The 22,614-nt window shown below is 52.7% G+C and carries 22 protein-coding genes and 1 pseudogene; 1 reads left to right on the top strand and 22 read right to left on the bottom strand.

Going from position 1 to position 22,614, the window contains the following annotated elements; translation table 11 throughout:
• From ABF463_RS01820 to spoIIGA, 11 genes and pseudogenes are all read right to left on the bottom strand, one after another.
• A pseudogene (locus ABF463_RS01820) lies at positions 1 to 649 on the bottom strand (1-deoxy-D-xylulose-5-phosphate reductoisomerase); the annotation flags it as partial.
• Positions 650 to 847: 198 nt separating this feature from the next.
• Positions 848 to 1,711 carry a phosphatidate cytidylyltransferase gene (locus tag ABF463_RS01815; protein ID WP_415531825.1) on the bottom strand — a complete coding sequence of 288 codons (864 nt, stop codon included), beginning with the start codon at positions 1,709 to 1,711 and terminating at the stop codon, positions 848 to 850.
• Positions 1,712 to 1,833: 122 nt separating this feature from the next.
• Entirely contained in the window at positions 1,834 to 2,571 is a 738-nt protein-coding gene (gene uppS / locus ABF463_RS01810) for a polyprenyl diphosphate synthase (RefSeq protein WP_415531824.1), read from the bottom strand.
• Positions 2,572 to 2,595: 24 nt separating this feature from the next.
• On the bottom strand, positions 2,596 to 3,147 hold the full coding sequence (gene frr, locus ABF463_RS01805) for a ribosome recycling factor (protein ID WP_415531823.1): 552 nt from the start codon (positions 3,145 to 3,147) through the stop codon (positions 2,596 to 2,598).
• 126 nt (positions 3,148 to 3,273) lie between these two features.
• The gene (pyrH, locus tag ABF463_RS01800) at positions 3,274 to 3,993 is read right to left on the bottom strand and encodes a UMP kinase (RefSeq protein WP_415531822.1); all 720 of its coding nucleotides are present in this window, start codon (positions 3,991 to 3,993) and stop codon (positions 3,274 to 3,276) included.
• Between the two features lie 449 nt (positions 3,994 to 4,442).
• Positions 4,443 to 5,351, bottom strand: a complete 909-nt coding sequence (gene tsf / locus ABF463_RS01795) for a translation elongation factor Ts (RefSeq protein ID WP_415531821.1) — start codon at positions 5,349 to 5,351, stop codon at positions 4,443 to 4,445.
• A gap of 241 nt (positions 5,352 to 5,592) precedes the next feature.
• On the bottom strand, positions 5,593 to 6,360 hold the full coding sequence (gene rpsB / locus ABF463_RS01790) for a 30S ribosomal protein S2 (protein ID WP_415531820.1): 768 nt from the start codon (positions 6,358 to 6,360) through the stop codon (positions 5,593 to 5,595).
• Positions 6,361 to 6,516: 156 nt separating this feature from the next.
• Positions 6,517 to 6,819: a YlmC/YmxH family sporulation protein gene (locus tag ABF463_RS01785; RefSeq protein WP_415531819.1), complete on the bottom strand. Its 303-nt coding sequence runs from the start codon at positions 6,817 to 6,819 to the stop codon at positions 6,517 to 6,519.
• Between the two features lie 80 nt (positions 6,820 to 6,899).
• Positions 6,900 to 7,670: an RNA polymerase sporulation sigma factor SigG gene (gene sigG, locus ABF463_RS01780; RefSeq protein ID WP_415531818.1), complete on the bottom strand. Its 771-nt coding sequence runs from the start codon at positions 7,668 to 7,670 to the stop codon at positions 6,900 to 6,902.
• A gap of 196 nt (positions 7,671 to 7,866) precedes the next feature.
• A complete protein-coding gene (sigE, locus tag ABF463_RS01775; protein ID WP_415531839.1) occupies positions 7,867 to 8,562 on the bottom strand; it encodes an RNA polymerase sporulation sigma factor SigE in 696 nt (231 codons plus the stop codon).
• Positions 8,534 to 9,511, bottom strand: a complete 978-nt coding sequence (gene spoIIGA / locus ABF463_RS01770; RefSeq protein WP_415531817.1) for a sigma-E processing peptidase SpoIIGA — start codon at positions 9,509 to 9,511, stop codon at positions 8,534 to 8,536. Before spoIIGA ends, sigE begins: the two co-directional genes overlap by 29 nt.
• A 297-nt stretch (positions 9,512 to 9,808) precedes the next feature.
• Here spoIIGA and ABF463_RS01765 point away from each other — a divergent pair, with 297 nt between their 5' ends.
• Positions 9,809 to 11,233 carry an MFS transporter gene (locus ABF463_RS01765; protein WP_415531816.1) on the top strand — a complete coding sequence of 475 codons (1,425 nt, stop codon included), beginning with the start codon at positions 9,809 to 9,811 and terminating at the stop codon, positions 11,231 to 11,233.
• A 122-nt stretch (positions 11,234 to 11,355) separates the two neighbouring features.
• Here ABF463_RS01765 and dnaJ read toward each other — a convergent pair whose 3' ends face one another.
• The 11 genes from dnaJ to srtB form a co-directional block, all read right to left on the bottom strand.
• A complete protein-coding gene (dnaJ, locus tag ABF463_RS01760) occupies positions 11,356 to 12,507 on the bottom strand; it encodes a molecular chaperone DnaJ (protein WP_415531815.1) in 1,152 nt (383 codons plus the stop codon).
• Positions 12,508 to 12,635: 128 nt separating this feature from the next.
• Complete coding sequence (gene dnaK / locus ABF463_RS01755; protein WP_415531814.1) at positions 12,636 to 14,504, bottom strand: molecular chaperone DnaK; 1,869 nt, start codon at positions 14,502 to 14,504, stop codon at positions 12,636 to 12,638.
• 74 nt (positions 14,505 to 14,578) lie between these two features.
• Positions 14,579 to 15,256, bottom strand: coding sequence for a nucleotide exchange factor GrpE (grpE, locus tag ABF463_RS01750; RefSeq protein WP_415531813.1), 678 nt, complete (start codon positions 15,254 to 15,256; stop codon positions 14,579 to 14,581).
• Between the two features lie 40 nt (positions 15,257 to 15,296).
• Positions 15,297 to 16,325, bottom strand: coding sequence for a heat-inducible transcriptional repressor HrcA (gene hrcA / locus ABF463_RS01745; protein WP_415531812.1), 1,029 nt, complete (start codon positions 16,323 to 16,325; stop codon positions 15,297 to 15,299).
• 183 nt (positions 16,326 to 16,508) lie between these two features.
• Positions 16,509 to 17,615 (bottom strand): radical SAM family heme chaperone HemW, encoded by a 1,107-nt coding sequence (hemW, locus tag ABF463_RS01740; protein ID WP_415531811.1) that lies wholly within the window; start codon positions 17,613 to 17,615, stop codon positions 16,509 to 16,511.
• Positions 17,612 to 19,420, bottom strand: coding sequence for a translation elongation factor 4 (lepA, locus tag ABF463_RS01735; protein WP_415531810.1), 1,809 nt, complete (start codon positions 19,418 to 19,420; stop codon positions 17,612 to 17,614). The genes hemW and lepA overlap by 4 nt, the downstream gene beginning before the upstream one ends.
• 88 nt (positions 19,421 to 19,508) lie before the next feature.
• Positions 19,509 to 20,375: a 16S rRNA (adenine(1518)-N(6)/adenine(1519)-N(6))-dimethyltransferase RsmA gene (gene rsmA, locus ABF463_RS01730; RefSeq protein WP_415531809.1), complete on the bottom strand. Its 867-nt coding sequence runs from the start codon at positions 20,373 to 20,375 to the stop codon at positions 19,509 to 19,511.
• Positions 20,372 to 20,944: a cytidine deaminase gene (gene cdd, locus ABF463_RS01725; RefSeq protein WP_415531808.1), complete on the bottom strand. Its 573-nt coding sequence runs from the start codon at positions 20,942 to 20,944 to the stop codon at positions 20,372 to 20,374. Before cdd ends, rsmA begins: the two co-directional genes overlap by 4 nt.
• A gap of 10 nt (positions 20,945 to 20,954) precedes the next feature.
• On the bottom strand, positions 20,955 to 21,218 hold the full coding sequence (rpsO, locus tag ABF463_RS01720; protein WP_415531838.1) for a 30S ribosomal protein S15: 264 nt from the start codon (positions 21,216 to 21,218) through the stop codon (positions 20,955 to 20,957).
• Between the two features lie 275 nt (positions 21,219 to 21,493).
• Entirely contained in the window at positions 21,494 to 21,658 is a 165-nt protein-coding gene (locus ABF463_RS01715; RefSeq protein ID WP_415531807.1) for a hypothetical protein, read from the bottom strand.
• Between the two features lie 117 nt (positions 21,659 to 21,775).
• The gene (gene srtB / locus ABF463_RS01710; protein WP_415531837.1) at positions 21,776 to 22,600 is read right to left on the bottom strand and encodes a class B sortase; all 825 of its coding nucleotides are present in this window, start codon (positions 22,598 to 22,600) and stop codon (positions 21,776 to 21,778) included.
• Between the last annotated feature and the right edge of the window lie 14 nt (positions 22,601 to 22,614).

Below are 22,614 nucleotides of genomic sequence, written 5' to 3'. Positions count from 1 at the left end.
CTTCTATTTTCTCCGGTGAAACGTCAAATAGCCACATTGCTTCAATCAATTCCATGCCTTTATTGATCAGCGTTGCACTGTCGATGGTGATTTTCGCACCCATCTTCCAGTTTGGATGGCGAAGCGCCTGTTTTGGCTCTACGGTGCGGAGTTGCTCGCATGTATAGCCAAAAAAAGGTCCACCGGACGCCGTAAGGATCAATCGTTTGATTTCTCCGTGCGCCGCACTACCCTGCAAACATTGGAAAATAGCGGAATGCTCGCTGTCCACCGGCAAAATGCGCACACCGTTTTCCCGCGCAAGACGCATAACCAACTCGCCGCCCACCACGAGCGACTCTTTGTTCGCAAGCGCAAGCGTCTTTTTGGCCTCGATGGCCGCGATGGTCGGGGCAAGACCTGCCATACCGACCACCGCGTTCAAAACCATGTCTGCCTCTCCGCCTGCAACCGTACAAACGCCATCCTCTCCCGCAAGGACACGTACCGGCACATCACGCAAACGGACGCGCAGCATTTCAGCGGCTTCCGTATCCGAAACCGCAACAACAGATGGGTGGAACTGCCGCACCTGCTGCTCCAGCACATCAATCTTGCGCCCCGCCGCAAGCCCTGTGATCCGAAGTCCCAGCTTTTGGGCTACATCCAGCGCCTGTGTACCGATGGAACCGGTGGAACCCAGTATGGATAGGGACTGCACTGCCATCATATGAATGCCCTTTCTAATAAAATGACTTTATATTACTCCGGCACTTCAATAAGGGGCTTTTGCATCTGTGTATTGGATATTGGCCATGTGCATAACAAGGCCATTTTATCTGTAATTGCCAACATAATCGAAGCCCCGTCACATCACATGTGCGGATGACACAACATGTAAAATCTGCACCAGCACATACATCAGCGGCGCAACAAACATCACACTGTCAAACCGATCCATGATTCCACCGTGACCCGGCAGAATATGTCCAAAATCTTTGATCTGACATTCGCGCTTGATGATAGACGCCGCCAAATCACCGAAAATCGCGACAACGGCACAGAGCACGCCCATAACCACCAGCAGAGGGTAATGCACCGTCACCGGCGTATGCACGAAAGCGGCGTAGCTTTGATAAACAAGCCCCGCCACCGGAAACAGCACTGCAGAACAGACGATACCGCCCACTGCGCCTTCAACCGTCTTTTTCGGGCTGATTTTTGGCGCCATCTTATGCCGACCCAAAAATCGCCCCACAAAATAGGCGCCGGCATCTGTGATCCACGCACCGATAAAAATCAGCACTAAATAGAACAACGAATCGAAGCTGGTAAAAGCGCGCACAGCCAGAATATCCCGCAAAAACACAATGCTCGAAAACGCAAGGCTAATCATGACCGTCAGCATGAATGCCGTGCCAATCTGTTCAAGCTTCAAACCGGTTCGATAATGCATCAAGAGGCTAAAAAGCGCCACAATAAACAAATAGCTGCAAGTCATAACAATCAAGTGCATCCGGCTGATATTAAAAAAGGGCAGAACAGCCGTATAAACAAAGCAGGCAACCGCCAGACCACGGCTCTGGATATATTTCATGGCCACGAATACTTCATAGAGAGCAAGAATGCTGATAAGCGCGACCACGATGTTCAAAACCACCGTGTTGTAAAGCAGCAAAACCGCCGCGATAAGCGGTACGCCGAATGCTGCCGAAATAAGCCGTTGCCTCATGTTAGCCTCTTTTCACAGGGAACCTTTTTCACCGCCGCGAAACGGCCTGCGCCGCCTGTCTGTCAGTTGCCCATGCAATAAGCAGGAGCGTATACCAACATCATACCACAAAACACACTTGATTACGAGCCGCCGAAACGTCGCTTACGCCCGTTAAAATCCGTAATCGCCTGCTCCAGCACATCGGGTGTGAAATCCGGCCACAAAACATCGGAAAACCAGTATTCCGCATAGGCCGACTGCCATAACAAAAAATTGGAGATCCGCTTTTCCGCACCGGGCATAATCACCAGATCAGGGTCAGGCTGACCCGCCGTAGACAAATGCGCGGCAAACACATCCTCAGTAATTTTATCTGGAGAAAGCGTGCCATCCCGCACCTCTTGCGCAATGGCGCGTGCGGCATCCACCAGCTCCGGACGTCCACCGTAATTAATGGCGATGTTCAGCCGCAGGCCCGTCCGATCTGCCGAGACTCTCTCCGTTTCCGCCATTAGCTCACGCAGCTGCGGGTCGAGCCGGGTGCGGTCCCCGATAAACCGCGTGCGGATGTTTTCATCACGAAAGATTGTCAGCACATCGCGCAGATTTTTGCGTAGCAAGCTCATCAGGCCTTCTACCTCGTCCTCAGATCGTTTCCAGTTTTCCGAGGAGAAGGCATAGACCGTTAAATACTGCACGCCGATCTTGTTGCAATACCGTGCAATTGTCTTAAATGCTTCGGAACCCGCCACATGCCCGGCCTGCCGGGGCACATGATGCTGTTTTGCCCAGCGCCGATTTCCGTCCATCTTGACCGCGATATGCACCGGCAATACCCGTTCCAACGTTGTTTCCGGCTTTTTGCGAAAACCAAACATCACATTCCTCCGCCCAACCGTCGCTTATATTTCCATGATCTCTTTTTCTTTTTTGGAGGCGATACCGTCAATCTCTTTGCAAAACCGGTCTGTGCTGTCCTGCACTTTTTTTTCAGCATCCTTGAGGTCGTCCTCAGTCAGCTCTCCGCTTTTTTTCTGCTCTTTAAGTGATTCGATTGCATCCCGGCGGATGGAACGAATGGCAACTTTGGCATCCTCGGCATATTTCCGCACCGTTTTAACCAGTTCTTTACGCCGCTCTTCAGTAAGAGGCGGGAATGCGATGCGAAGTACCTTACCGTCATTCTGCGGATTGACGTCCAGATCCGATGTCAAGATGGCTTTTTCGATAGCCCGGATCTGTGATACATCCCACGGCTGAATGGTGAGATTGCGTGCCTCGGTGATGGACACCGCCGCGATTTGATTGATGGGCGTCAGTGTTCCATAATAGTCCACCCGCACTTTATCCAAAATTGCGGGATTGGCACGTCCGGCACGAATGGTGCTGTACTCGCTCTCAAGCGCCGCGACCGTTTTGGTCATTTTTCCCTGATAATCCTGTTTGCCTGCCATGATTCACTCTTTTCTCCGCTGCCGCCGCGGCGCACTGCTCATCCGCTTCCCTGCGGCCAAATTAGAAGCGACTGATTCCCAATAACCATCCAATCTCTATATGAAGCAAGCCTCGCACTGCAACTGTTATTGCTGTGCGCTGCGCACAATGGTGCCGATATCTTCCCCTAAGACCGCACGCACAATATTTTGTGGATCGACCATACTGAAGACCATGATCGGCACCTCATTGTCCATGCAAAGCGATGTTGCGGTGCTGTCCATAATGCCCAATCCACGGTTGAGCACGTCAATATAAGAGATATAATCGAACCGAACCGCTTCGGGATACTTAGTCGGGTCACAATCATACACACCGTCCACCATAGTGGCCTTGAGGATGATGTCCGCGTCAATCTCCACCGCGCGCAAGGCCGCCGCTGTATCCGTCGAGAAAAACGGATTGCCCGTACCGCATCCAAACACCACGACACGCCCTTTTTCCAAGTGACGTACCGCACGGTTGCGGATATACGGTTCCGCAATCTGCCGCATCTCGATCGCCGTTTGCACACGCACCGGCACATCAAGCTGCTCGAGCGCATCTGCAATGGCCAATGAGTTAATGACTGTCGCCAGCATCCCCATATGGTCGGCGCGTGTCCGATCCATTTTTTCATTGCTGCGCCCGCGCCAAAAGTTCCCGCCGCCCACAACGATTGCGATCTCTGTTCCAAGTTCTGCCGCTTCTTTTACGCTGCGGCAGATATCGGTGACCACATCATAGTCCAGTCCAAAATGCTTTGGCCCCGCCAAAGCCTCTCCGCTCAATTTCAGAAGAATCCGTCTGTACTTGGGCTGCTCCATATTAAACCTCCACGCTTTCTGACAGATATGTATCACGGTCATTCCACCGCAGCACTTCCGACATGACAGCGATATATTTGAAAGAATCTGCCGACTGATCAACAAGCACAGTACATGTGATGTCGCCGGTTTTTTTGCTCCATAGCAAACCTTATTCTACCCGAAATAAAATGGGCTGTAAACCCCTATTTTATGAACGAGCTGTCATATCAGTGAAAAACCCGTTTCCAAATCCGCCCGACACCTGCGATTCTCGGCTGAAAATATTGCAGACTGCCATAACATATCACCGTATACCTACGGTCCTACCCCTATATACGCAGAAAAAAGAGGCTGCTTTCAAAGAAAATCAACGTCCTGTATACTCTGTAAAAACCAATCAAGCGGATTTATTCCAGAGCAAACCGTGACGGGTCCTTTGTAACACCCTCTTGTTTGCGAAACGTATTTTATTTTACCATGCCGGCGACTTCCGCCGCCAGATCGTCGTGCCGCTTCTCCAGACCCTCGCCCTTTTCAAAGCGCACATACTGGGTGATTTTGATGCTGCCGCCCAATTTCTTGGCAGTTTCCTGGGTATATTTTTGCACCGTCAAGTCAGCATCTTTAATAAAATCCTGATCAACCAGGCAGATTTCCTTGAAGAATTTCCGGATGCGGCCATTGACCATTTTTTCGGCGATGTTTTGCGGTTTACCCTCATTCATCGCCTGCACAGTCAAGACTTTCTTCTCTTCTTCGACCACATCGGCCGGAACTGCCTGCTCGTTCAGATAACGGGGATTCATCGCCGCAATCTGCATGGCAATATCTTTACCAAACTCCTCGAAGCCGTCTTTGCCGGCCACGTCGGTCTCGAACTGCACCAACACGCCGATGCGTCCGCCGCCGTGGATATAGGTGATGAGATCGCCCTCCATGCGCGCAAAGCGGCGGATCTTGATGTTTTCGCCGATGGTCAGCACTTTTTCATGCAAAACTTCCGCGACTGTCAAATCAGACCCGTCTGCTTTCAATGTCAGCAACGTGTCCAAATCGGCCGGTTTCTGTTTGAGGATGGTCTGTGCAACCTGCTTGACAAATTCCTGAAACATATTATTTTGGGCCACGAAATCCGTCTCGGCATTGATTTCCAGCACAACGCCAGCTTTGTCGGCCGGAGAGACTTCTGCGAAAACCACACCTTCCGCCGCAATACGGCCGGATTTTTTAGCAGCGGCAGCCAGGCCTTTTTCACGCAAGTATTCGACGGCTTTGTCCATATCCCCGTCAGAATTCTCCAGCGCCTTTTTGCAGTCCATCATGCCGCAGCCGGTCTGCTCACGCAACGATTTCACGTCTTTTGCTGTGAATGCCATCTACAATTCCTCCTATATGTGCTGTTATTGAATATATCAACGTACATGTATCATCATAAGAAAAGGGTGCCCCGTCCCATGAATCAAATCCCGAAAGCGTCCCCGCATACGGGGATCTCCCTATATGCGGAGACGGTGTCGGGCCGTCCATGTGTCGGAGGCAACCCCATCCACATCACTTGTATGCGGAGCGCTTTAAAAACGCCGTATCCCCATTAATAATAAAAACGGTGCTGCAAGCTTATTGCGCAGCCGGTGCAGTGGCAACAGCCGGCGTAGCGGCTGCAACCGGTGCTGCTGCAGGTGCTGGCTGCTCCGTCTGCTCACCCTGTTTACCTTCCAGCAAGGCATTTGCCATGACGGAAGAAATCAGGCGAACGGCACGGATGGCATCATCATTGCCGGGAATAACATAATCAATCTCATCCGGATCGCAGTTGGTATCCACGATTGCAACGATGGGAATACCGAGCTTGCGTGCCTCGGAAACGGCGATACGCTCTTTGCGGGGATCGACGATAAACAGAGCCGCGGGCAGTTTCTTCATATCTTTGATACCGCCAAGGTATTTCTCAAGTTTCTCGATTTCCAGCTTTAATTTGACCACTTCTTTTTTCGGAAGCAATTCAAACGTACCGTCTTCTTCCATTTTGCGCAGCTGCGCGAGACGGTCGATACGGCGGCGGATGGTACGGAAGTTAGTAAGCATACCGCCCAGCCAGCGCGCGTTGACAAAATAGGCGCCCGCCCGCTCGGCTTCTTCACGGATGGAATCCTGTGCCTGTTTCTTGGTGCCGACAAACAAGATCGTATTGCCGCCCTCAGAAAGTTTGCGCACGAAATGATAGGCCTCTTCGAGTTTGCGCACGGTCTTCTGCAAATCGATGATGTAGATACCGTTGCGCTCTGTGAAGATATAGGTGGTCATTTTGGGGTTCCACCGTCTGGTCTGGTGACCGAAATGCACGCCTGCTTCTAAAAGTTGTTTCATTGTAACGACTGATGCCATAAAGCAAAAACCTCCCCGGTTATACCGCCGCACCGCGTGAATTTCATCCGGGAAACCTTTTCCCTGCGACCGCAGAAAAAAGGCACCGTCCCGAACGCACGGTGCGTGTGTTTTAGCAGTAGAATTATACCATAATCCGGCGGGCTTTGCAAGTTCTCAGTGAAGAAAACCGAAAATGCCGCCTTTTTTCCTTCTACAGGGCCTCGCGGAACCGCAGACCGGCTCGCAGTTGACCAAAATAGCGTCTTCGCCGATTTTGTCTATATTCTCCCACGGCACGCAAAGATCTTCCTCCCGCCCGAACAGACCAAAGAATTTGGGGCGGCCGAAAATAATCAGTGCCCGGACACAGCCGTCACAGATATCGATCTGCACATCACATACATTGCCAAGCCTGCTTCCATCCCGCAGGTTGATGACGTCTTTACAGGAAAGTTCTTCAATCGTGGTTAAGTCCACACTGCACACCTCCGCAAAAGCCGCTGCATACCGGCGTTCCTCTTTGCAGTGTATGCCGTGTGGACAATACCGATAACCTCTTACATCTGGCTCTTGATTTTGGACAGTGCCCCTTTTTCCAAACGGGATACCTGCGCTTGTGATATTCCGATCTCCGAAGCCACCTCCATCTGGGTATGTCCCTCAAAAAAGCGCAAATATAAGATTCGTTTTTCCCGCTCGCTCAATGCGCCCACAGCTTCCTTAAGCGTAATCTCGTCCAGCCAATCGCTGTCCATGGTCTTGTCACCGATTTGATCCATCACATAGATCGTGTCGCCGCCGTCGGAGTATACCGGCTCGTACAAAGAAACCGGATCGACCACCGATTCCAATGCCAGCACAATCTCCTCTTTTGGCATATCCATGTCTTTGGCCATTTCCTCGATGGTGGGTTCCCTCTGCGATTGATTCGTCAGGCGTTCCTTGCACTGCATCGCCTTATAGGCAGTATCCCGCAGTGAACGGCTGACACGAATGGGGTTGTTGTCCCGCAAATACCTGCGGATTTCCCCAATAATCATCGGGACGGCATAAGTGGAAAATCGCACATTTTGGCTGATGTCGAAATTATCGATGGATTTCATCAGCCCAATGCAGCCCACTTGAAAAAGGTCGTCCGGATTTTCCCCGCGGTTGGTAAAACGCTGAATCACGCTCAGAACCAGCCGCAGATTACCGCTGATAAGTTCTTCTCTGGCGGCAAGATCGCCTTGTTTGACGCGCTTAAGCAACGTCGTTTTCTGAGGCTCCGTCAACACTTTCAGCTTGGAAGTATTCACGCCGCAAATTTCTACTTTATTAAACTGCATACACGGCCCTCCCGAAAAAGGAAATTAAATTCCATTTCCAGTATTGCCGCGCAGACCGTTTCGTATACGCATACGCCGGGCGTTCACCGTACTTTTATCAATGGTAAATTTTTCAATGGACATTTGAGTGTTTCCAAAAAAGCACAAAAATTCCCCGCCCGGTGCTTTCAAATGCTACCGTGCGAGGATTTCTGCGCTATCCGACCCGCTCAATCTCTTTTTTTAAGCGCTGGATAATTCTTTTTTCGAGCCGGGAAATATAGGACTGGGAAATGCCAAGGGAATCCGCCACTTCTTTTTGGGTGCGTCCTACGCCGCCCTGCAAACCAAAGCGCATTTCCATAATGACGCGCTCGCGTTTGGAAAGATGGCTGATAGCGGTTGCCAACAGGCTTCTGTCCACATCTTTTTCAATATCATGGTGTACGACGTCGCTGTCGGTACCCAGCACATCGGAGAGCAGCAATTCGTTGCCATCCCAGTCAACATGCAACGGCTCATCGATGGACACTTCGTTCTTTTGGTTTTGCGTTTTGCGCAAAAACATCAGAATTTCATTTTCGATACAGCGCGAAGCATAGGTGGCCAGCTTGATACCGCGAGAGGGGCAAAACGTATTGACCGCCTTGATGAGCCCAATCGTCCCGATGGAGACCAGATCTTCCACCCCGATACCTGTATTCTCAAACTTTTTGGCAATATAGACTACCAAACGAAGATTGTGCTCAATGAGTGTGTCTTTGGCTTCCTTTTCTCCTGCTTCCAGCCCGCGCAAGCAGGCTGCTTCATCCGCTGCGGCAAGCGGAGCCGGAAGCGTATCTGGCCCGTTGATGTAATAAATGCGATTTTCGTCTAAAAGCAGCTTATGTATCGCGGCCATGCACAGGCGCATGGCCAACCGGTACAGGTTGCGCATCGCCGGCAAAAAGATCATCCCCCGATAACTTGTTGAACAGCATTGGGGTGAGCAAAGCCCTATACCGCCCGTCGCTGCTCAGGCGGCCCCCACAAACGGCTATAAACACATCTTTGGTTTTGACTGTTCCGTTTTTTACCTTAACCGCCAACTCATCTGGACGGAACGCGGGAAGCAAACCGCCTTTCCCATTTAGCCCGCCATACGGCACCATACGCAGCCGGTTTTCCCAACCAGTCCCGTCCAACTCCGGGAGTGTTTGAAGCAACCCTTTTTGGAACATGGGGCGCAGCGTCTTTGGCAGCAGCATTTGCACTGCTTCATATTCAGCCACCAGCACCGGCGTACCGGAAAGCGGGTCGCACAAACTGTTGCCGGTATCCAGCATGGCGGAAACAGAGATTGTTTTGCCATCTACCGTCAGAGCCAGGCTGTAAAAGCGGGATTCACGGCGGCGCACCACTCTGGAAAAAAGTGTGATGAGCACATAACATGCCCCAGCCGCCAAAATAAGCGTGACCGGCGAGATATCAAAATAGACAACGCCATTGCGCATGAGCATCCCCGGCGGGGTGCAGAACAGATAGAGCGCGAAAATCAACCCGCCAAACAGAAAACTGACCAGATAAAACAACCCCAGCAACTGAAAAAAAGACTTGAGGGCAGAAACGCGATAGGCGGCCAGCACGATGCCGACAGAGAGCAGGGCTTTCAACCCCGCCGTATACAGCACCCCCATCTCCGGCAAAAAAATAAACAGTGCGTAGATGGCCCCGACCGCCGCACCCGCGAGTAGGCGAAGACGTTTATCTTGCCGATGCAGCATACGGGACACGGTTAGCAGAATAAAATAGTCCAGAATGATATTGACGGCAAACAGGACGTCTATGTAGACCACTCGTACCATTGCATCGCCTCGGAACATGAAATAAATCTTCCCTGACGGGTTGCTTCTATTATAAGCGCAAAGCGGTACAAGGTTTGTCACATTTTGGACACTCATGCATAGGATTCCATCTGCATAGTGGTACAGCTCTTCCCTAAAAAGCATGCCTTTGAAAATTTAACAATCCGCATAAAACTTTTAAATGATTGCTGGACAAAACGTGTAATAGTAGTATAATAAACAAGAATTTATGTGCATACTCGGTAAAATTCTTTCATATTTCATCCTCAACTTGCTACAATACAATCAACACTGAAATTGGAGGCTCTTTCTTCTATGGAGAATGAAAAAATAGGGTTTCGTGAACGCTTCGGGTACGGCGTCGGTGACTGGGCCCATAACCTGGGATACGCCTCATTCGGCTGGTTCATGGTCATCTACTATACGCAGGTGCTGAAAATCAGCGCGGGGGCAGCTGCCGTCGTCACATTATTGGCCATGTTCGTCGGCGGACTGGCCGACATCGCCGCAGGTGTTGCAGTGGACAAGACCCGCTCCTGCTTTGGCAAGGCGCGCCCTTGGATCCTGCGCATGATGATCCCGTACGCCGTGTTTCTTGCACTGATGTTTTCTGTTCCCGACATCGGTATGATGCCCAAAATGATTTGGGCATTTGCCACCCTGCTGATTTTCAATGTCATATACTCATTTATCAACTCCCCGTACGGCATCCTGAATTCTCTCATTACACACAACCAGTATGAACGTTCCGTCATTAACCTGTTTCGGACATTTCTGGCCTATGGCAGCGCCATCATGGTCAGCTGCACCACGCCTTTCATTGTCAAAGCTTTTGGCGGCAGTTATACGGGCTGGAGCCGCACCGGCATTACATATGGCAGTATTGCCGTTTTACTTTTCCTGATGGTGTTCTTTTTCACAAAAGAACGTGTCGATCTGCCGGGTGCACAGCAAGCAGGCATGTCCCTTAAACAATCTTTCCAGACGTTGTTGAAAAATGACAACTGGTTGTTTATTATTACATTCGGTGCGGTTTTCTTCTTCTTTTACGTTTCTAATTGCTCCACCACCATTCTGTATGTCAGCTATGTGGTAGGTGTGTCTGCAAAAATGCAGCAGACCTTAAACATTGTGGTTGCCCTCGGCTTCTACATTCCCATCATGATTGGCACGCTCATACAATCCCGGCTAATCGTCCGTTTTGGTAAGCGCAACCTCTGCATTGCCGGTGTCTTGGTCATTATCCTCGGTGCCATTGTGATGATGGTGCAGCCTTCCAACGTCGTGCTGCTCATCGTAGGCAGCATTATCAAGGGCTTTGGCATGTCACCTGTCATGGGCTGCTATTACGCGATGGCGACGGATACGATCGAATATGGTGAATGGAAGACCGGTGTTCGCATTGAGGGGTTGACTTACAGCACGTCGAGCTTCACCGCCAAGATCGGCAGCGGCCTGGGTACAGCGGCTGTCAGCATAGCGTTGGCTGTCAGCGGTTATTCCGCACAAGCCCACACCCAGTCCCATTCCACTTCGCTTGCCATCCAGTTCATGTATCTCATTCTGCCAATAATTGCAAGCCTTCTTATGCTTTTGCTTTTGTCCAAATATAAGCTCGACCACATCTACAAAAAGGTAGAGCAGGATCTTGCCTTGCGGCATCATGCACCCAGTGCACAGGAACCGGCCGCAGACGATACTGTGACAGGCAGCACAACCCCAAAGATTGCTGCCAACTGACGAAAACTTTTTTTCTAAGATACAAAAGCGAACCGCCTTCGGTTTTCGGAGGCGGTTCGCTTTATAAAAACACCCGGCACAGCCAACGCCGTGCCGGGTGTTCCATATATGAGACCTGTTGTTTACAATAGGTCTTTCAGTTTTGCAAAAAAGCTCTTGCGCTTTTCATAATGAGGGCCATCCTTGGTCGCCTCATCGAACTGGTTGAGAAGCGCTTTCTGCTTGTCGGTCAGGTTTTTCGGTACTTCCACTGTCACGCGCACAAACTCGTCGCCCGACCCATACCGATTGAGATTCTTGATGCCCTTGCCCCGCAGGCGGAACGTTTCACCCGGCTGCGTACCCGCCGGGATATGCATATCCACTTTGCCATCCAATGTCGGCACATGGATATCGCTTCCCAGCACGGCCTGCGCATATGTCAGTGGCACATCGCAGTAGACATCAAAACCACGCCGTTGAAAAATCTTATGGGCGCGCACTGAAATGGAAATATTCAAATCGCCCGCCGGTCCACCGTTGCGGCCAAAATCACCCTGTCCACGCAATGTGAGTACCTGCCCGTCATCAATACCGGCAGGGATGTCAACTTCCAGCTTGCGCGGTTTGCGCACCAGCCCGATACCATGGCAATCGGGACAGGGATCTTTGACAATTTTGCCGGTTCCATGGCAATGCTCACAAGGGTGAGAGGTAGACATCACGCCGAATGGCGTGCGTTGGCTGACCTTCACGGTGCCGGTGCCGTGGCAAAAGGAGCAGGTCTCGGGATGCGTACCCGGTTTTGCACCTGTGCCGCCACAGGTAGAACAAGTCACCACACGCGAGGCTTCCACCTGCCGCTTGGCACCCTTTGCGGCTTCTTCAAAGCTAATAGAAAGATGGATATGGATGTCGTTGCCGCGTGTAGGACCGTTGCGAGGGCCGCCCTGCCCGCCAAATCCGAAAATATCCCCCAAATTGGAGAAAATATCTCCAAAATCGCCGAAGTCGAATCCCGCTCCATATGCGCCGCCCTGCCCGCCGGCACCCGCACCGAAATTCGGGTCAACGCCCGCATGGCCGAACTGGTCATACCGCGCGCGCTTCTCCGAGTTGGAAAGGACTTCATAAGCCTCATTCACTTCTTTGAAGTTTTTCTCTGCTGCCTTGTCCCCCGGATTGAGGTCGGGGTGGTATTTTTTTGCAAGGCGGCGGTATGCCTTTTTGATCTCATCATCCGAAGCGCCTTTGGCTATGCCGAGCACCTCATAAAAATCGCGTTTGTCGGCCAATCCTATCACCACTCACACTGTATTGCAATGAACGATCTGACAAAAATCGTTATCCATTGCCATCAACCCAATTCCATTTGCACCTGTCTGCGGCCCAACCGCACTCCCCACAAATGAATTACTTGATATTATTTATTTTTATCATCGTCGTCATGCACTTCATGGAAGTCTGCGTCATGCACATCCGGACCCGCACCCGTATCATTGGAAGTCTGCCCCGCATCCGCCGACGAACCGCCTGCTTCGGGGCCGCCCTGCGCGCCGCCGTTCTGGGAATAGATCTTTGCGGTCACTTCATAAAGCTGCTTGGAGAGCGCTTCCTCACCGGCCTTGATGGCTTCGATATCGGTGCCCTTCAGCGTCTCTTTCAGTGCGTCCACTTTCTCCTGCACAGCTTTTTTATCGTCTGCGGATACTTTGTCGCCCAAATCGGTCAGCGTTTTCTCAGCCTGAAACACCGCCTGATCGCCAGCGTTGCGGACATCAATTTCCTCGCGGCGCTTTTTATCTTCCTCGGCAAACTGTTCGGCTTCCTTGACGGCTTTCTCGATTTCGTCCTTGTTCATGTTTGTGCTGGAGGTGATGGTGATATCCTGTGATTTGCCGGTGCCGCGATCTTTAGCGGAAACATGCACGATGCCGTTGGCGTCAATGTCGAATGTGACCTCAATCTGCGGCACGCCGCGCGGTGCGGCCGGGATACCGTCGAGATGGAATACACCCAGCGATTTGTTGTCCTTCGCCATCTGCCGTTCGCCCTGAAGCACATGCACCTCAACAGAGGTCTGGCCGTCCGCTGCGGTGGAAAACACCTGGCTCTTGTTGACCGGGATGGTGGTGTTGCGCTCAATGATCTGGGTAAACACACCACCGAGGGTCTCGATGCCCAGCGAAAGCGGGGTCACGTCGAGCAGCAGCAGTCCCTTGACCTCGCCGCCCAGCACGCCGCCCTGAATGGCCGCGCCAACCGCGACACATTCATCCGGATTGATGCCTTTAAACGGTTCTTTGCCGGTGATCTTCTGTACCATTTCCTGCACGGCGGGAATACGGGTGGAGCCGCCGACGAGCAGAATCTTGTCCAGTGTACTTGGGTCAAGATTTGCATCTTTCAGCGCCTGTTTGACCGGGCCGGAAGTAGCTTCGACCAGATCGGCAGTCAGCTCGTTGAATTTTGCGCGGGAAAGTGTCACATCCAGATGTTTCGGTCCAGTGGCGTCTGCCGTGATAAACGGCAGGTTGATCTGGGTACTGGTCACGCCGGAAAGTTCAATTTTCGCCTTTTCCGCCGCTTCTTTCAAGCGCTGAAGTGCCATCTTGTCGTTGCGCAGGTCGATGCCATTCTCTTTTTTAAAGCTTTCCGCCAGCCAGTCCATGACCCGCTGGTCGAAATCGTCACCGCCGAGGCGGTTGTTGCCTGCGGTAGCCAACACTTCCTGCACGCCATCGCCCATTTCAATGACGGAAACGTCGAATGTGCCGCCGCCAAGGTCATAGACCATGATTTTCTGGTCTTTTTCCTTGTCGATGCCATAGGCCAACGCAGCCGCAGTCGGCTCGTTGATGATACGCTTGACATCCAGTCCTGCGATCTTGCCCGCGTCCTTGGTTGCCTGGCGCTGCGCATCTGTGAAGTAAGCCGGTACGGTGATGACCGCTTCTGTGACGGCGCCGCCCAGATAAGCTTCTGCATCCGCTTTGAGCTTTCCAAGGATCATTGAGGAAATTTCCTGCGGCGTATAGGATTTGTCGTCAATAGGCACTTTGAAATCGGTACCCATTTTCCGTTTAATGGAAATCACCGTGCGATCCGGATTGGTGATAGCCTGCCGTTTAGCGACCTGACCGACCATGCGTTCGCCGGTTTTGGAGAATGCTACAACGGACGGCGTGGTACGCGCGCCTTCAGAGTTGGCAATGACAACCGGCTCGCCGCCTTCCATGACCGCAACACACGAGTTGGTGGTTCCTAAATCGATTCCAATAATTCTGCCCATATGATTACCTCCTACTCATGCCTAAAGGCATGAATGTTTTCATTTTATATACAATTTTTTAAAAGGGAAATCCCTTAGTTGGCGACCTTGACGACCGAATGGCGAATGACTTTGTCCCCAATGGCATAGCCTTTTTGGAAAACTTCGGCCACCACTGATTCGCCCATGCTGTCGTCATCCACATGAGCGACGGCGTTATGGCGGTCCGGGTCAAATGTCTGTCCCTCGACAGTTTCGATCTCGGTTACGCCAAGCGTGGAAAAACCGCTTTCAAGCTGCTTGAGCGTCATTTCAACGCCCTGCCTGAAGCTTTCGGGGTCTGCCTCGGCAAACTCAACGGCGCGCGAAAGACTGTCCAGGGCGGGCAGCAGTGCCTTGACCGATTTAGCCGAGACATCTGCACCCAAAGCCTCTTTTTCAGCCGTTGTGCGCCGCCGGTAATTGTCATATTCGGAAATCGTATTGGCTAAGCGCTGATTAAGCGTGTCGGCCTGCGCCTTGTAGGTCTGAGCGTCTGCTTTCGCAGCGTCCAGTTCCTTCTGCAAACGCTCATTTTCCGCTTTCTGACTCTGCAGAACCAGTTTGAGAACGTCCTCCTCGGATAACTCCTGCGCCTCACCCTTGGTATCCTGCGCTGCTTCCACACCCACATTGCCATCCGCTGTTTCAGAAATGGCTGCCTCACCAGCATCCGGAGATACAGGATCAAGGTTCGGGTCTTGGGGCGTTTCCGCGTCCTTTTTATTCTTCAATGGATAGGCCTCCTTCGTTCGACTTTCTATATAACGTCCATCACTCATCGGGGAAGGTATCACTGATGAGTTTGCTTAATACGGACGAGAAATATTCGATATGGGAAACAAGTTTGGCATAGTTCATGCGAATGGGGCCGATAATGCCTACGCTGCCCTGCGGCCTTCCACCCACCTTATACGGGGCGGCGATCAAACTGGAGGAGCGCATGGAATCGGTGCCGTTTTCCGTGCCGATACGCACATTGACCGGGCCGTGCACATCATCCACCAATTTGAAAAGCTGCTCGCGCTGTTCTAAGAAATGGATAATCTCCAGCGCGGAGCCGTCATGAAATTCAGGATAACAAAACAGATTTGTTTCGCCGCCAAGAAAGACTTCCGCGTCGCTCAGCACACCGAGTTCGTCAAAAACAGCCTCCAGCACCGGTCGCAACGCGGCGGCATACTGTGCGAGAGCGCGTTCCATCCTGCTTTTCAATTCCGGCGTAGCGGCCTCCGGCGGCAAACCCAAGAGTTTATCGCGCAACAGGTTGGTAAAGTACGCCAGCATGTCGGTGTCTACATCCTGCCCCGCTTTGCAAAGCCGACTTCGCAGCACTCCGGGGGACGCGACCAGCACAATCAGCATGGATCGTTTCCCCGCCGGCATGACCTCCACACTGCGAATGCGGATGTTTGCGCGCGGTGCGGCGGAAACCGCAACGCAGCCGGTAATGGCCGCCAACATATCTCCCGCCTTAGACAGCACGCTGTCCAGATCGCTGCCGTCGATGCGCAGCACCACATTGATGCGCGCCTGCTCGGAAAGCGTCAGCGGATAGACATCCATCAGCGAATCGACATAATAGCGGTAGCCCGCCTGTGACGGGATGCGGCCCGCAGAGGTATGTGGCTGCTCCAGCAAGCCCATCTCCGCCAGTTCAGACATTTCGTTTCGGATGGTGGCCGAAGAAAGATGCAGATTGAGTACACCCGCCAGCAGCTTGGAGCCAACCGGTTCCCCGGTAGCCACATAACAATCCACAAGCGCGCCAAGGATGCGCTTTTTTCTGTCGTCAAGCTGCATAAGATCACCTCCGATTCAAAAAGCCGTCATACACGGCTGCAATACACCCCAATCTCCAGCATCCGCCGGTATAGTGTTAGCACTCTACATCCACGAGTGCTAACACTATGTACTCTATCACCATTTTTACTAAATGTCAAGAGCTTTGCATACGGAAACAGGAGCGGATTTCAACTGCTTTATTTAAGACAGAAGCGTAGCAATCACGGCGTTGCTCATTAGAAAACCTTGGGTAGTGAGTGCGATTTTTCCCGCTCCGCGCCGCAAGAAACCGCCGTTTTCCAACCTTAGTAATTTGTCTGGTGCAAAAATAGAGAAATCCACGCCGCAACGCGCGCGCAGTGCGTTCTCTTCCAACCCGTCGGTCAGACGCAGGCGAAGCATAACGTATTCTTCCACACCACCGCCCGCGCCGTCGTCTATCGGCGACACACCCGCAACGAAATCCGTGAGGTTCCGCGCATAGTAAAAGCGGCGCCCGTCCAGAAAGCTATGTGCGCCCGGCCCCAGACCGAGGTATTCCCCGCAGTCCCAGTACCCCACATTGTGCTTGGACGCGAATCCCGGTTTTGCAAAATTGGAAATCTCATATTGCCGGTAGCCATAAGAGTGTAGCGCCTCACAAGCCGCCAGATAGCAATCGGCCTGCAAATCCTCATCGGCTTCCCGCTGTCCGCGCACGGCAAACGGTGTGCCCGGCTCCACTTTCAGCAAATAGGCCGACACATGTTCCGCGTCAAGTCCGGCTGCAAACGCAACCGAACGACGCACGCTGTCCACTGTCTGCCCCGGTGTTGCCAGCATCAAATCGATTGAGAGGTTGTCAAACCCCGCTTTGCGCGCATCAGATACGGCACGCGCTGTATCTGATGCCGTGTGCCGCCGCCCAAGGGCGGCCAATTCCGCGCCGCACGCAGACTGCATCCCCAGAGACAGGCGGTTGAACCCTGCCGCACGCAGAACAGGCAGCAGCTTGGACAAATGTGCGCCGGGATTGGCCTCCACGGTGACCTCCGCCTCCGGCAAAATGGGATAAAGCGCTTTAAAGAACGTGAGCAGTTCCGCCAGTCCGCCCTCCAGCAAGGTGGGCGTACCGCCGCCGAAATACACGCTCGTCACGTTTCGTCCAGCGAAATATGGTACATAGGTCTGCGCGGCGGTTTTCACCGCTTGCAGATACCGCGCGGCAAGATTCGGCGAGAATGGTACCGAATAGAAATCACAGTATGGACATTTGGCGGGCGCACAGAATGGCACATGCACATACAGCCCCAGTGATGTGCCGCTCATTCGTCCAGTTTCAGCACCGACATAAATGCTTCCTGCGGTACCTCCACCGAGCCAAGCTGACGCATCCGCTTCTTGCCCTCTTTCTGCTTTTCAAGCAGCTTCTTTTTACGTGTGATGTCGCCGCCGTAGCATTTGGCCAGCACGTCCTTGCGCATGGCCTTGACCGTCTCACGCGCGATGATGCGCCCGCCCACCGCCGCCTGTATCGGCACTTCAAACATCTGGCGTGGAATGACATCCTTGAGTTTTTCCGCTATGCGCCGCCCGCGCGTATAGGCTTTATCTGCGTGGACGATGAACGAGAGCGCGTCCACCACCTCGCTGTTGAGCATGATGTCCAGCTTGACCAGTTTGGACGGTGCATAGCCTTTTACCTCATAATCAAAGGAGGCAAATCCGCGTGTGCGGGATTTGAGCGCATCAAAAAAGTCGTATACCACTTCATTGAGCGGCAATTCGTAGTGCAGGTCGGCGCGTGTGGCGTCCAGATAGTTAGTGTCTTTATAGACGCCGCGCCGCTCCTGGCAAAGCTCCATAATGCTGCCAATATATTCGGTGGGCGTGAGGATGTGTGCCGTGATCATCGGCTCCTCCGCTTGTGCAATTACATCGGGCGATGGAAAATTCGTCGGATTATCGATAAACGCCGTCTCGCCGTTGGTTTTGATGATTTTGTAAACCACGCTCGGCGCGGTGGTGATTAAATCGAGGTTATACTCCCGCTCCAACCGCTCCTGAATGACTTCCATGTGCAGCAGACCCAGAAAGCCACAGCGGAACCCAAACCCCAGTGCAATGGATGTTTCCGGTTCATAGGCCAGCGACGCATCGTTGAGCTGGAGTTTTGCCAATGCGTCACGCAAATCGCCGTATTTCGCGCCGTCGGCCGGATACACGCCGCAATAGACCATCGGGTTCACCTTTTTGTAACCCGGCAGCGGCGCAAGCACCCCATTTTCCACCGTGGTGACCGTATCACCCACCCGCGTGTCCGCCACATTTTTAATGCTGGCGGTCAGGTAGCCGACTTCGCCCGCGCGCAGGCAGTCTGCGGGCTGCGAATGGGTCGGCAGCATATAGCCGACTTCCACTACGTCGAACTCTGCGCCGGTCGCCATCATCTTAATACGCGTTCCAGCGGATACCGTGCCATCCACCACCCGCATATAGACAATAACGCCCTTGTAACTGTCATAATAGGAATCAAAAATCAGTGCAGAGAGTGATTTTTCCGGGTCGCCCTGCGGCGCGGGAATCCCTGTGACAATCCGATCCAGTACATCCTGTATATTCAATCCGGTTTTCGCGGAAATGCAGGGGGCGTCATCCGCCGGAATGCCGATGACATCCTCGATTTCAGCTTTCACCCGGTCGGGGTCGGCGGAGGGCAGGTCGATTTTGTTGATAACCGGCAGCACTTCCAGCCCGTGATCCACCGCCAGATAGGTGTTGGCAAGCGTCTGCGCCTCAATCCCCTGCGACGCGTCCACCACCAAGATGGCGCCTTCGCACGCTGCCAGCGAACGCGATACCTCATAGTTGAAATCGACATGACCCGGCGTATCAATAAGATTCAGCTCATACGTCTGTCCGTCGGTATGTTTATAACTCAATTTGACCGCGCGCGCCTTAATAGTGATTCCGCGCTCGCGTTCCAGATCCATGTTATCAAGCAGCTGGGCTTCCATATCCCGGGCGGAAACGGCGCTGGTTTTTTCCATCAGACGGTCGGCCAGCGTGGATTTGCCATGGTCGATATGGGCAATGATACAAAAATTGCGGATGTTTTCTTGCAAACGGCTCACCTCATATATCGGTTAAACGGCATAGTTTCAATGGTCTATAGTATAGCACAGAACGTTTTTCTTTAAAACTCTCCTGTGCGAACAGGCGTCATGCTTCAATCGACGGCGCGGCAAGCGCGTCGGCCAGATGGGCAAAATCCTCCAGCAGGAGCCGTTCGCCACGCAGGTTCTCCGCCACGCCGACCGCCCGCAGAGCCGCACTGATCTGTGCTTTGGGCAGTCCCAACCCGGCGGAAAGCGCGTTGAGCAATGTTTTGCGCCGCTGGGCAAACGCCGCCTTGATCACACGGAACAGCAGTGCCTCATCTTGCACCGTAACCGGCGGCGCAGCATGCAGGTCGAGCCGGATCACGCTGCTATCCACTTTGGGGCTGGGTAAAAAGCTACCCGCCGAAACAGCAAACAGCACATGCGGTTCCGCATAATAGCGCACTGCCAGACTGATGGCGCCCCCGTCCCGACTGCCAGGTGCGGCACAGATGCGTGTGGCGGCCTCTTTCTGCACCATCACGGTCACGGCAGTGATGGGCAGGTGTGATTCAAGCAGGCGCATAAGCAGCGGTGAGGTGATGTAATAGGGCAGATTCGCACAGACAGCTACCGGTCCATCGAATTCCCGCGCAAGCAGGGCGGCAAGGTCGACCTCCATCGCGTCGGCCTGTAACACCGTCACATTCGGGCGGTCCGCCAGCGTTTCCGTCAGCACCGGCAGCAGGCGGCTGTCAAGCTCCAGTGCCACCACCTTTTTGGCATGGCGGGAAAGCTCCGCCGTCAGCACCCCGATACCGGGGCCGATTTCCAGCACGCCGGCGGCTTCCTCCGCACCGCATTGCGACGCCATCCGTGGACAGACCGACGGATTAACCAGAAAATTCTGCCCCAGTGCCTTGGAAAAATGAAACCCGTGACGCGCCAGCAACGCCTTAATCTGCGTAGGATTGGCAAGATCAATCATTCGGCGTCCTCCGCTTGAAAGGAATCAAACGCCCGTGGCAGCAGTTCCGCCAGGGTGAACACGCGCACCTGTTCCGGCCCCGCACAGTAAATCGGCAATGCACCGTCTTTGGAAAATTCAGCGAGCACCTGCCGGCACATGCCGCAGGGAGTCACATCCTCCCCCGCCGCGAGCGCGAGGGCGGCGAATGCGCGCTCCCCCGCGGAAACTGCGGCCAACACTGCTGCGCGTTCTGCGCAAATAGTGGCTCCAAACGACACATTTTCCACGTTGCAGCCCGTATAAATGTGGCCGTTTCGCGTGAGCAGCGCCGCCCCTACACGGAAATGAGAGTATGGCGCATAGGCATTTTTGCGCGCCTGCCGCGCACGTGCCACCAGTTCGTCAACCACCTGTTGTTGCATCAATCGTGTCTCCTCGCCCCGCATCATATACACTCCATTATAGCCGACCACACGTGCGGATGCAACGATGATATTCCACACGCCCATAAAAAAAGGCCGCTCTGTCCAAAGCATCTGCCATGGAAGAACGACCTTTATCCCGCAGGCGGTCAAGACCGTCCGCATGCACATGTACTCACTTGCGCAGCGACAGTTTTTCAAGAATCGCGCGATAGCGAGTGACATCCTTTTTCATCAAATAATTGAGCAGATTGCGGCGATGTCCGACCATTTTGAGCAGACCACGCGTAGAATGGTGATCTTTTTTGTGCTCTTTCAGATGCTCGGTCAATTTTTGAATGCGGGCGGTCAGCACCGCAATCTGTACTTCAGGTGAACCGGTATCTTTTTCATGGATACGGTTGGACGTGATAATCGCCTGTTTTTCTTCGTCTTTCAACATAACAAAACACCTCATATTTCAATTGGATTCGCCAAGGCTGAGCGCAGGGTTTAGGTGAAGGCTTAAAAAAGCCATCCCCCCGCGCTAAGCGCAAGGTAATCAGAACAACGGCAAAAAGCCGTAAGATATAGTATATCAGTCCGCCGCATGTTTGTAAAGACCTTTTATTGAGTAAAGCGACCCATCAATTTGTTGCAGCAAAAAGCGCCCCGCGTAAACGGGACGCTTCTTGCGTATCCAACAGGCACGCCATTGTACCCGTGTAAGTGGTCTTACTTGCGGTCTTCGGCGTTACAGCAGCCTTGTTTATCCTGGGCGTTGTGCTGGTTCTGGTTCTGGTTCTGGTTCTGCGCGCCCCGCTGCTGCTTATTCTGCGCATTTTTTTGATTCTGTGCATTGTTCTTTTGGTTTTTTTCTTCTCTGAACGTTCTATCCATTTTTTATCACCCCTTTTTTGTTTCCATCCGTAGTATGTGCCCCCATTTGGGAAATATACGGAGACATAAAAAAGAGCAACAAAAAAACGCCCGTTATACACAGGCGCTTGCTTTGCATCATTGTCGCGAGCTGCTCTTGGTCACCTTGTACCAGATCTGCGGCATTTGCGGATCGGGGTTTTTAACTGCGGAACCAGCTACGGAACTTTCGCCGTCTCGCACCAGCCGGGCAAGCACCACCACACGCGCGTCGTTAAAGACATACGAACAGGTGGATAGCGTCAGGATGCGGTCGGTCGGCTGCACATCCACCGAGGTGTTGACCAGAGAGCGCTTTTTCACCTCGCCGATATAATTCATGAATGTTTCGTCAGATGAAAAATCGGTATCCAGATAATAAAACGTATCCCCTTGGCTGGGCTGAACATTTGCAATGAGCACCGCAAAAATCTTCCATGTCTGCCGCTTATAAAGGGTGTTGAACTGGATGAGCGGCGCTTTTTCGTAAAATCCATCATCCTCATAATTGACCAGCTCGTGGAACATCTGGTCGTCTTTCATATTATGCCCGTAAATGATGAGGTTTTTGGACGGCGTGTCCCCCAGCTTATCACGGTAGTCCAGAAACGGGACGCCATGCTGGTTGCTGTTTTTATAAAAATCGCGGCGAAGATAAAAGTCGTTGTCAGACGCTTGCATGACAGGGTAATTGATATTCGTACCGGGTACACTCACCCAGCCTTTCATATCGTTATTCTGTGCATACAGAGAGGCATATTCCGGCAGAACGCTCCCTGCCGCCGTGGATGCGGTGGAAGCAGGCGTCCGTACATGCGCGGCAATGTTGTCGTTCATCCGCTGGTTTTGATAAGCGTCCAAATAATACTGGGCGATCGGCACCATGCAGCCGATGAAAACGATCAGCGCTACGAGAAACACAATTTTGCGAAAAATCT

It is taken from the genome of Ethanoligenens sp., from assembly GCF_047718355.1.
Lineage (GTDB): Bacteria > Bacillota > Clostridia > Oscillospirales > Ethanoligenentaceae > Ethanoligenens.
The sequence above is the reverse complement of the archived record's forward strand: the minus strand, read 5'-3'. Positions and strand labels throughout refer to the sequence as shown.

Coding starts and splice junctions, on each gene's coding strand:
- ABF463_RS01815 (WP_415531825.1), bottom strand. CDS start 1,711: ATGAGGCAACGGCTTATTTCGGCAGCATTCGGCGTACCGCTTATCGCG.
- uppS (WP_415531824.1), bottom strand. CDS start 2,571: ATGTTTGGTTTTCGCAAAAAGCCGGAAACAACGTTGGAACGGGTATTG.
- frr (WP_415531823.1), bottom strand. CDS start 3,147: ATGGCAGGCAAACAGGATTATCAGGGAAAAATGACCAAAACGGTCGCG.
- pyrH (WP_415531822.1), bottom strand. CDS start 3,993: ATGGAGCAGCCCAAGTACAGACGGATTCTTCTGAAATTGAGCGGAGAG.
- tsf (WP_415531821.1), bottom strand. CDS start 5,351: ATGGCATTCACAGCAAAAGACGTGAAATCGTTGCGTGAGCAGACCGGC.
- rpsB (WP_415531820.1), bottom strand. CDS start 6,360: ATGGCATCAGTCGTTACAATGAAACAACTTTTAGAAGCAGGCGTGCAT.
- sigG (WP_415531818.1), bottom strand. CDS start 7,670: ATGCAGTTTAATAAAGTAGAAATTTGCGGCGTGAATACTTCCAAGCTG.
- sigE (WP_415531839.1), bottom strand. CDS start 8,562: ATGCGCCTGTGCATGGCCGCGATACATAAGCTGCTTTTAGACGAAAAT.
- spoIIGA (WP_415531817.1), bottom strand. CDS start 9,511: ATGTTCCGAGGCGATGCAATGGTACGAGTGGTCTACATAGACGTCCTG.
- ABF463_RS01765 (WP_415531816.1), top strand. CDS start 9,809: ATGGAGAATGAAAAAATAGGGTTTCGTGAACGCTTCGGGTACGGCGTC.
- dnaK (WP_415531814.1), bottom strand. CDS start 14,504: ATGGGCAGAATTATTGGAATCGATTTAGGAACCACCAACTCGTGTGTT.
- hrcA (WP_415531812.1), bottom strand. CDS start 16,325: ATGCAGCTTGACGACAGAAAAAAGCGCATCCTTGGCGCGCTTGTGGAT.
- hemW (WP_415531811.1), bottom strand. CDS start 17,615: ATGAGCGGCACATCACTGGGGCTGTATGTGCATGTGCCATTCTGTGCG.
- rsmA (WP_415531809.1), bottom strand. CDS start 20,375: ATGATTGATCTTGCCAATCCTACGCAGATTAAGGCGTTGCTGGCGCGT.
- cdd (WP_415531808.1), bottom strand. CDS start 20,944: ATGCGGACGGTCTTGACCGCCTGCGGGATAAAGGTCGTTCTTCCATGG.
- ABF463_RS01715 (WP_415531807.1), bottom strand. CDS start 21,658: ATGGATAGAACGTTCAGAGAAGAAAAAAACCAAAAGAACAATGCACAG.